Origin of the sequence: Paenibacillus cookii, from assembly GCF_018333375.1 — a bacterium.
Classification (GTDB): domain Bacteria; phylum Bacillota; class Bacilli; order Paenibacillales; family Paenibacillaceae; genus Paenibacillus_AQ; species Paenibacillus_AQ cookii.
In genome coordinates, this window is sequence record NZ_BORW01000017.1 from 96,472 (window position 1) to 105,443 (window position 8,972).

At 56.7% G+C, this 8,972-nt stretch carries 7 protein-coding genes; 5 read left to right on the forward strand and 2 right to left on the reverse strand.

From position 1 onward, the window contains the following. Window positions 1-392 precede the first annotated feature (392 nt). The 5 genes from KI367_RS16090 (at window position 393) to KI367_RS16110 (ending at window position 6,470) form a co-directional block, all read left to right on the forward strand. Entirely contained in the window at window positions 393-2,459 is a 2,067-nt protein-coding gene (locus tag KI367_RS16090; protein WP_212950870.1) for a bifunctional aldolase/short-chain dehydrogenase, read from the forward strand. A 177-nt stretch (window positions 2,460-2,636) separates the two neighbouring features. Then, entirely contained in the window at window positions 2,637-3,386 is a 750-nt protein-coding gene (locus KI367_RS16095; protein WP_212950872.1) for a (Fe-S)-binding protein, read from the forward strand. Further along, a complete protein-coding gene (locus KI367_RS16100; protein WP_036711719.1) occupies window positions 3,364-4,863 on the forward strand; it encodes a LutB/LldF family L-lactate oxidation iron-sulfur protein in 1,500 nt (499 codons plus the stop codon). The genes KI367_RS16095 and KI367_RS16100 overlap by 23 nt, the downstream gene beginning before the upstream one ends. A 2-nt stretch (window positions 4,864-4,865) precedes the next feature. Further along, the gene (locus KI367_RS16105) at window positions 4,866-5,591 is read left to right on the forward strand and encodes a LutC/YkgG family protein (RefSeq protein ID WP_212950873.1); all 726 of its coding nucleotides are present in this window, start codon (window positions 4,866-4,868) and stop codon (window positions 5,589-5,591) included. 117 nt (window positions 5,592-5,708) lie between these two features. After that, window positions 5,709-6,470 carry a DeoR/GlpR family DNA-binding transcription regulator gene (locus tag KI367_RS16110; protein WP_036711728.1) on the forward strand — a complete coding sequence of 254 codons (762 nt, stop codon included), beginning with the start codon at window positions 5,709-5,711 and terminating at the stop codon, window positions 6,468-6,470. A 156-nt stretch (window positions 6,471-6,626) separates the two neighbouring features. Here KI367_RS16110 and KI367_RS16115 read toward each other — a convergent pair whose 3' ends face one another. Beyond that, a complete protein-coding gene (locus KI367_RS16115; RefSeq protein WP_212950875.1) occupies window positions 6,627-8,489 on the reverse strand; it encodes an LTA synthase family protein in 1,863 nt (620 codons plus the stop codon). Between the two features lie 104 nt (window positions 8,490-8,593). Continuing rightward, a partial coding sequence (locus tag KI367_RS16120) for a transposase (protein ID WP_212950877.1) occupies window positions 8,594-8,972 on the reverse strand: 379 nt, incomplete at its 5' end.

Here is an 8,972-nt window from a genome sequence, read left to right on the forward strand (position 1 = left end):
AACGCGGTATCCCATGCCGATACGGACGAATGATGCATCGAATCAGCACTCTTCCCGCGGCCCCAAGTGATGGTCGGGCTCCCGTCGTTCCAAGGGAGGGACATCCGGTTCGATGGAACGGCCCCAAAATGATATTTTGGGGCTTTTTGCGGTTCGGATGCGGTTTCGGATTACGTTTTCGGATCGGATTATGTTCATAGACAGGCTGCCCATCATTCAAAGACGCAACCGCACTCCGGTTTCCGTCTTTTTTTGTTTTTGCGGTTTATGCGAATGAATCAAATATAAGAACAAAAAAAACGGGTGCCAAAACAAACATTATCTGTTATAATCAAGTCAATTCAAACATAAACAAATGAAAACAAAACAATTCGGTACGGGAGGCATCATTCATGGTTCAAAGTCTTTGGAATAACGCAGAAGCATCCAAACATAAAGCGGGCGTGGAAGAGCTCGTATACCGCTCCAACCTGATCGGCAGCGACCGGAGCGTATGCAACTGGGGAGGCGGCAATACGTCGCTGAAAACGGTGGAAAAGGATTTTCGCGGCCGAGACGTGGAGGTCATGTGGGTGAAGGGCAGCGGCTCCGACCTGGCGACGATGAAAGCCCAGCATTTTACGGGACTTCGGCTTGAGGATATCCGGCCGCTGATCGAACGCGACGAAATGCCGGACGAGGAAATGGTCGCATATTTGTCCCACTGCATGATCGACAGCAAACATCCGAGAGCTTCGATCGAAACGCTGCTGCACGCATTCCTGCCTTACCCGCACGTGGACCATACCCATCCGGACGCCATCATCAGCCTGTGCTGCGCGGATAACGGCAAAGAAATCGCGAAAGAAATTTACGGGGATACCTTCGTGTGGGTGCCGTACATCCGTCCGGGCTTCACGTTATCGAAAATGATCGCCGAAGGCGTCAAAAACAACCCGAACGCCCAGCTCGTGCTAATGGAAAAACACGGCCTCGTCACTTGGGGCGAAACGTCGGAAGCGTGCTACAACCAAACGATCGCGATGATCCAAAAAGCCGAAAGCTACATCAACGAACGGATTCAAGAGGATCGGGTGTTTGGCGGACGCCAAGCGGAAACGCTGCCGGAAGAGGAGCGCAAAGCCATCCTCGCGGAAGTGATGCCGGTCATTCGCGGCGCGGTCAGCGACGGCAAAAAAATGATCTGCACGTACGATGACGGGGACGACGTGCTTCAGTTCGTCAACAGCAAAAACGCCAAAGAGCTTTCCCAAGTCGGCGCAGCTTGCCCGGACCATCTGGTGCATACGAAACGCGTTCCGCTGTACGTCGAATGGGCGCCGTCCACCGGGGCAGCCGGACTGAAGGAAGCCGTTCGCAGCGGAATCGAAGCCTATAAAGAGGAATATAAAGCTTATTTCGAACGGAACAAACACGAGGGCGACGTCATGTTCGAAGCGGCTCCGCGCGTGATCCTCATCCCGGGGATCGGCATGGTGAACACGGGAAAAAGCGTGGCGATGGCCGGCGTCAGCGGCGCGCTGTACCACCGCGCGATTGCCGTCATGAAAGGCGCAACGGCGCTGGGCGAATTCGTGTCGCTGAACGAAAACGAATCCTATAACGTGGAATATTGGCCGCTTGAGCTGTATAAGCTGACGTTGGCTCCGGCCGAAGCGGAATTTTCCCGCAAAGTCGCCTTCATCACCGGCGGCGCCGGCGGCATCGGCAGCGAAACGGCGCGGCGCCTCGTTTCCGAAGGGGCTCACGTCGTTTTGGCCGACCTCAATCTTGAAGGAGCCGAGAAGGTTGCGGCCGAAATCAACGCGCAGTATGGCGAAGGACGGGCCAAAGCAGTGAAAATGGACGTTACCAGTGAAGAAATGGTGATCGCGGCGTTGGGCGAAACGGCGCTGGCATACGGCGGCGTGGATATTATCGTCAACAATGCGGGGCTGGCGACTTCGAGCCCGTTCGACGAAACGTCGCTCAAGGAATGGAACCTGAACATGAACGTGCTGGGCACGGGGTATTTCCTTGTGGCACGCGAGGCGTTCAAGCAAATGAAAGAGCAGGGGCTCGGCGGCAGCATGATTTTCGTCGGCTCGAAAAACTCCGTTTACGCAGGCAAAAACGTGACGGCCTACAGCTCGGTCAAAGCGCTTGAAGCGCATCTGGCGCGCTGCATCGCCGCCGAGGGCGGGGAGCACGACATCCGCGTCAACACGATTTTGCCGGACGCGATCCTGCAGGGCTCCGCGATCTGGAATTCGAACTGGCGCAACGAGCGCGCCGCGGCTTACGGCATCGAACCGGACCAGCTGGAAGAGCATTACCGGAAGAGAACGACGCTGCTCGTCAACATTTATCCGAAGGACGTGGCGGAAGGCATCGCCTTCTTCGCATCGTCGAAAGCCGAAAAAACGACGGGCTGCATGCTGACGATCGACGGCGGGGTGCCTGCCGCGTTCACGCGCTGATTCCCGGTTTGCGCCCGGCTCACGATTATCTTTTGATCCCATGAACAACGCAATCCCCGCCATGTCCGAAAAGAGCGCCGTACACGCCTCGTCCCCGGGCATGTGGGGATTGATTTTCTATCCGGGCCATGGGCCGGCTCGAATGTTGCGCTTAGCGCAAAGGAGGAGAATGCTAGGATGAAAGTGTCGCTTTTTATTACCTGCATCAGCGATGCGCTGTTTCCGCCGATCGGCGAAGCGATGTCGCAGCTGCTTGCCCGCTACGGCGTCAGGCTGGATTTTCCGAAGGTGCAGACCTGCTGCGGCCAGCCGGCCTTCAACAGCGGTTATTGGGACGAAGCAAAAGCTTCGGCCAAAACGATTTTGGAAGCGTTTGACGACAGCGATTTCGTGATTGCGCCTTCGGGTTCGTGCACGGGCATGATCCATCATTATTATCCGAAGCTGTTCGAACACGACGCCGCACTGCTTGAAAAAAGCCGCCGGCTTCAAGAAAAGACGTACGAATTTACCCAATTCCTCGTCCAGGTGCTGGGCGTGACGGATGTCGGGGCGTATTTTCCGCATAAGGTTACCTACCATCCTTCCTGCCACGGCACGCGTCTGCTGGGAATCAAGGACGAGCTGATGGAGCTGATGAGCCATGTCGAAGGCATGGAATACGTTCCGCTTCCTTATGCCGAAGACTGCTGCGGTTTTGGCGGGACGTTTGCCGTCAAGATGAGCGAAATTTCCGGGGCGATGGTCGAAGAAAAAAGCCAGCATGTGCTGGAGACGGAAGCCGAGGTGCTCGTCGGCCTGGACATGGGCTGCCTGCTGAACATCGGCGGCAACCTGAAATTCCAGGGGAAGCCGGTCCGCGTGATGCATCTGGCCGAACTGCTGTACGAAGGGGTGAGGAACCGTGAGCAAACCGCAGGGGTCTAACGTCAAGGAGCGCGCGAGAACCGCCCTCCAAGACGAATTTCTGATCGATGCCGTCAAATTTACGACGGAAAGGCTGAAAAACGGCAAAAAAGCGGCGACGGCCGAACACGGCAACTGGGAGGAATGGCGGGAGCGCGGCCGGCAAATCCGGGCCCACACGGTTGCCCATCTGGATTATTATTTGAGCCGGTTCATCGAAAATGCCCGCGCCCAAGGCGTCCACGTGCATTTTGCGCCGGAGGGGAAGGATGCGGCACGGATCGCCATGGACATCGCGAAACACCGGGGCGCGAAATCGGTCGTCAAATCCAAGTCGATGGTGTCCGAGGAGGTCCACATCAACGAGGCTTTCGAACAGATCGGCATCGAGTCGATCGAAAGCGATTTGGGCGAATACATCATCCAGCTGGCCAACGAACCGCCGTCCCATATCATTATTCCGGCCATTCACAAAAACCGCCGCCAAATCGCGGAGCTGCTGTCGAAGGAAGCCGGGGAGACGCTGCCGCCCGAGACGCAGGTGCTCGCAGGTTTTGCGAGACGCAAGCTGCGCGACAAATTCCTTGAGGCGGACATCGGGCTGACGGGCTGCAATTTCGGCATCGCCGAAACGGGGACCGTCGTCATTTTCGAAAACGAAGGCAACGCCCGCATGGTCAGCACGGTGCCTAAAATCCAGATCACGCTGATGGGCATGGAACGTCTGATTCCGACATGGGACGATCTGGAGGTGATGGCCACGCTGCTGCCGAGATCGGCGACCGGCCAGAAAATGACCATGTACATGTCCGGCATTACGGGCCCCAAGCGGACGGAGGACGGGGACGGTCCGGAGGAAATGCATGTCATCATCGTCGACAACGGCAGGTCGCTGCAGCTCGGGGACCCGGATTTCCAGGAGCTGCTCAACTGCATCCGCTGCGGCGCCTGCTTGAACGCTTGCCCGGTGTACCGGCATATCGGGGGCCATTCTTATCCGGGAACCTACAGCGGCCCGATCGGTGCGGTGCTGACCCCGGCGCTCAACAAAAATGCGGAGGAGTGGCATGACATCGCCAATGCGTCCAGCCTGTGCGGCGCCTGTTACGAAGCCTGTCCCGTCAAAATCCCGCTTCACGACATGCTCGTGTACCTTCGCAACCGGAAAGTGGAACGAGGGGTGACCGCGCCCGGCGAAAAAATGGCGATGAGAGGCTTCAAAATGCTGATGGGCAGCCATGCCTGGTTCGAGAGGGCGGTAAAAGCAGGGCAGCTGGGCCAAAAGCTGCTGGTTCGCGGCGGAGTCATCAAATCCAGGATCGGCCCGCTCGGCGGCTGGACGGCATACCGGCATATTCCGGCGCTGCCTAAAAAATCGTTCCGGGAGCAGTGGACGAAAGTGACGGCGGAGGCCGAAAATTCGTTCAAGCCGATGACGGATGAAATGAAGTCCCGCATGGAAAAGATCGTTCAGTCGCGGGCGAAGGGAGGGCATTAAACATGGCCAAATCCGATCCGGAATTTCTTGCCCGATTAGACCGCGAATCGCGGGAGGCGGAAAAGCGGTTTATCGGCAACATCGCACACAGGCTGGGAAGACCGGCCGCCGGTCCGGCTCCGGTGCATCCGTACCGGGGGGCGCCGGATTTTTGGGCCTCCTATGAGCTGGGGACCGAAGAGAAAATCGGTCGTTTTATGGACAATTGGCGGGCTGCAGGCGGTTATCCCGAGCGAATCGCGTCCATGTCGGGCGTGCCTGAGGTCATCGCCCGCATCGCCAAAGAGCGGCAGGCGCGGTCGACGATCCGGCAAAACCTGCCGGAGCTGGCAAGCCTGCAGCTGGAGAGCGTCCTGCCGGAGCTTTCGCATCATGCCTGGAACGGCCGGGATCACGAAGGCTCCCTGAACATTTGCGAGCAGGCGGACGTGGGCATCGTCCTCGCGGATCATGCGGCGGCTTATACCGGCACGATCGTCGTTGCGTCCTCCGCGGACAAAGGCCGCTCGGTATCGCTGCTGCCGAACGTGCTTATTGCCGTTATCCCGGCGGAACGCATGTACACCCGGCTCGGCGAGGCGATGAGCCGGGTCGCAAGCATCCCGGCCGAACGTTTCCCTGCCGGAGTCCATTTTATTTCCGGACCAAGCCGGTCGTCGGACATCGAAAACGACCTCACGATCGGCGTGCACGGCCCGGGCGCGGCCTATGCGCTGATCGTCGGATAGACCTGTAGCGGGACATGCGCCTGCATCCTGAGATTTGGTATAATAGGTTTTGTTTTCATGAACATTCCACGTTGTGATTCTGGCTGGCGGGAAGGCCGGCGATGAAAGAGGGTAGCTATGTTAGTTGCGGAAAGATACGATAAAATCGTAAGCCTCGTCAACGAAAGAGGCAGCATCCGGGTATCCGAGCTCAGCGAGCTGTGCGGGGTCACGGAAGAAACGATCCGCCGCGATTTGGACCGTCTGGAGCAGCAGGGCAAGCTTCGGCGCAGCCACGGCGGGGCGGTGAGCGTCAAGGAGACGCAGGCCGAAACCCCGTATTTCGAGCGGGAAGTCATGCATCAGGAAGAGAAAAAGCGCATCGCCAAAGCGGCAGTCGCCCGGATCGAACCGCATGACCGGATCGCGCTGGACGCCAGCTCGACGGCATGGTACATGGCATCGATCCTGCCGGATGTTCCGCTGACGGTGCTGACGAATTCGATCAAGGTAGCGCTGGAGCTGTCGTCGAAGGAAAAAATCGAGGTGATCTCGACCGGCGGCATTTTGGCGGCAAGATCCCTTTCATATGTCGGTCCGATGGCTGAGCGCAGCCTGGAGGCCTATTACGTCGAAAAAGCGTTCGTTTCGTGCAAAGGGGTGCACCCGGAGCGGGGCATCAGCGAATCGAACGAACTGCAGGCCATGGTCAAGCATAAGCTGATCAAGCAGGCCGCCAGCGTGTATTTATTGGCCGACGCCAGCAAAATCGGCGTGCAGGCTTTTACGCATGTGGCCGGATGGGAAGAGATCGATGCGGTCATTACGGACAGCCAGATCGAAAGCGCCGATGCCAAGCTACTGCGGGAAAAAGGGATCGAGCTGATCGTCGCGGAGTAAGCGGCTCCAGGATTGCATACAAACGAAAGGCTGCGTAAAAAGCGCCTGTTGGGCGTTCTTCGCGCAGCCCGGCTTCCATTAAAAAACACGGGCATCCTTCAAATCGGATGCCCGTGTTTTTTGCGCTGCCGTAAAAAGGTAAGGAATGCATCGCCGTTATTCCCGTTTCGGCAGCAGCTTGACGTATTCGTCGGACAATTTCATTTGCGACAGGTTATAGTCGTAATCTGGTTTGTACTTGGCGAAATCGGCGACGGGTTCAAGCGTATCCAAATCGGTCGCGCTGCCGTCCTCGAACGTTTTGCCCGGGACGTACAAAATGTCGTCGTTAAAGAAGGAACCCGTCGGCAAATAATACCGGCTGCCGACGATGTTATGGTCGATGTTCAGCAAATCGTGGCCGAACGCGGTAAAGTTTTCTTCCTTCAGCGAGATGCCGAGGAGATTGGCTAGCGTCGGCATGATGTCCACCTGCCCCCCGACCTGCTTCACTTCCTGTCCCTGCACGCCGGGTACGCGGATCAGGAGCGGGATGTTGAACCGGGTGACGCGCGGATCGTATTTGATGCCAAGCGCCTGGCTGATCATCGCCGGATCGTTATCCTGCGGCTGCAGGCCGAAATGATCGCCGTAGATGACCAGGACGGTGTCGTCCCACATGCCGTTTTGCTTCAATTGGTCGATCAAGGTTCCGATCGCGTAATCCGTGTAATTGACGGCAGCCAAGTAATTGCCGAGCTGCGTCCCTTTCAAGGCATCCGGGATGCCGATTTTCATCCGGTCCTCGGGCACGTTGAACGGAAAATGGCTGGACACCGTCACGAACTGCGCGTAAAAAGGTTTTTTCTCCCGATGAAGCTTGGAGAGCGTTTGGATGCCGAATTTGTACAATTCCTCGTCCGAAGCGCCAAATTCGTTAAAATGGTCGTTTTTATAATACGGCTTGTCGTAGTAATGGGTAAACTTCAAGGCCGGGTACAGCTTGTCCCGGTCCCAGAATTTGACGTCGTTCACATGGAACGTGGCCGATTCGTAATTTCTTTTTTCGAGCAGGCGCGGCATGCTTGGAAGCACGCGGTCGCCGTAACCCGTCGACATGGCCACGGCCGCCGTCGGATAAATCGAGGTGTTGCTCATGAATTCCGCATCGGAGGTATTGCCTTGGCCGATCTGCTGGAATACCCGCGAGAAATAGAAGCCGTCCTTGGAAAGGCCGTTCAGCACCGGCGTCAGCTCCTGGCCGTTTAGAGACAGATGGACCGGGAAGTTTTGGAAAGCCTCCATCTGAATGACGATGACGTTTTTGCCTTTGGCTGCCCCGAAAAATTTCGGCTGCGCTTGCGGATGGTCCTGGTATTTGAACATGGCTTCCTTCGATTCGATTTTCTTGACCGTATCCTTGATATTGCCGGAAGCGACGGCGACGGCTTCTTCCTTGGCTTTGAGTCCTGCGGCTACCTGGTAATTAAAAAAACCGAGATGCTCCGCTTGGAGCACTTCGTTCGTGATGCCCCGGTCTTTGGCGATAAACCATGCCGTCGCGCAAAGGGCGACCACGCCGACGACCGCCGGCCATCTTTTGCGCAAAGGTGCGGACATGCTCGGCTTTCGCCCCATCAGCCTGCCGGCGATCCATACCAGCGTCATGACGACGATATCGGCAAAAAAGAGGTAGTTCGCCGTTTGGATGGTCGACTGCACGCTGTCCTTGATCCCGCCGACCTGCTTCAGCTCGGAAAGGGCTGTATACGTCGGAACGGTGTTGAAATGCTGGAAGTACACCGCCGAGGCAAAAAAGATCAGCGAGCACAGCACATTGAAGATCCAGTACACGATCCCCTTCGCTTTCGAAGGGACGACGAGCTCCAGCAGGGACAGAAGAACCAGCAGCGAAGCGGCATCGGCCGCGATCCGGCTCCACATGATCTCGTGGAAGAAAAAATAGCGCAAAAGCAAAAGCTTCAGCAGCAAAAGAATGAAGATCCCGACGACGGGCGTTTTTGGTTTCGATGATCGCATGGAAAAGTCTATCATTCCGGCTCCTTTCATGGCGTCTGTTAATTTTTTCCTGAATGCTTGTTAACCAATACTATATAGGGCTTGCTGAACAAGATTCGTTCCATCTACACCCAACGCAAGTCTCTAAACCCAAGCAGTCTGAAAAAATGCAAAAAGAGAACACGCAGTCGCCGCTCCAGATTCATGACCAGAAACTGAAGGGCGATGACGGTCAAACTGGTTTCGGCGCCACGCGCCCGAATGCGACCTAGGCCCAATTTGCGCTTGCCTTCTCCAAATTTTCCTTCGATCGCATTACGCTGTACAGCGTCCTGGCGCTCTTGCCGACGATCGGCGACTTCACTTTGCTCTTTCGGGGGTCTGCCGAGCTTCGGGCCACTAAGGCGAATCCCTAGCGTTTTGCAATAGTTCAGGTTGTCTCGATTGCGGTAGATTTTATCGGCTAGAATGACGGCGGGATAATACCCGAATCGCTGTTTGTAC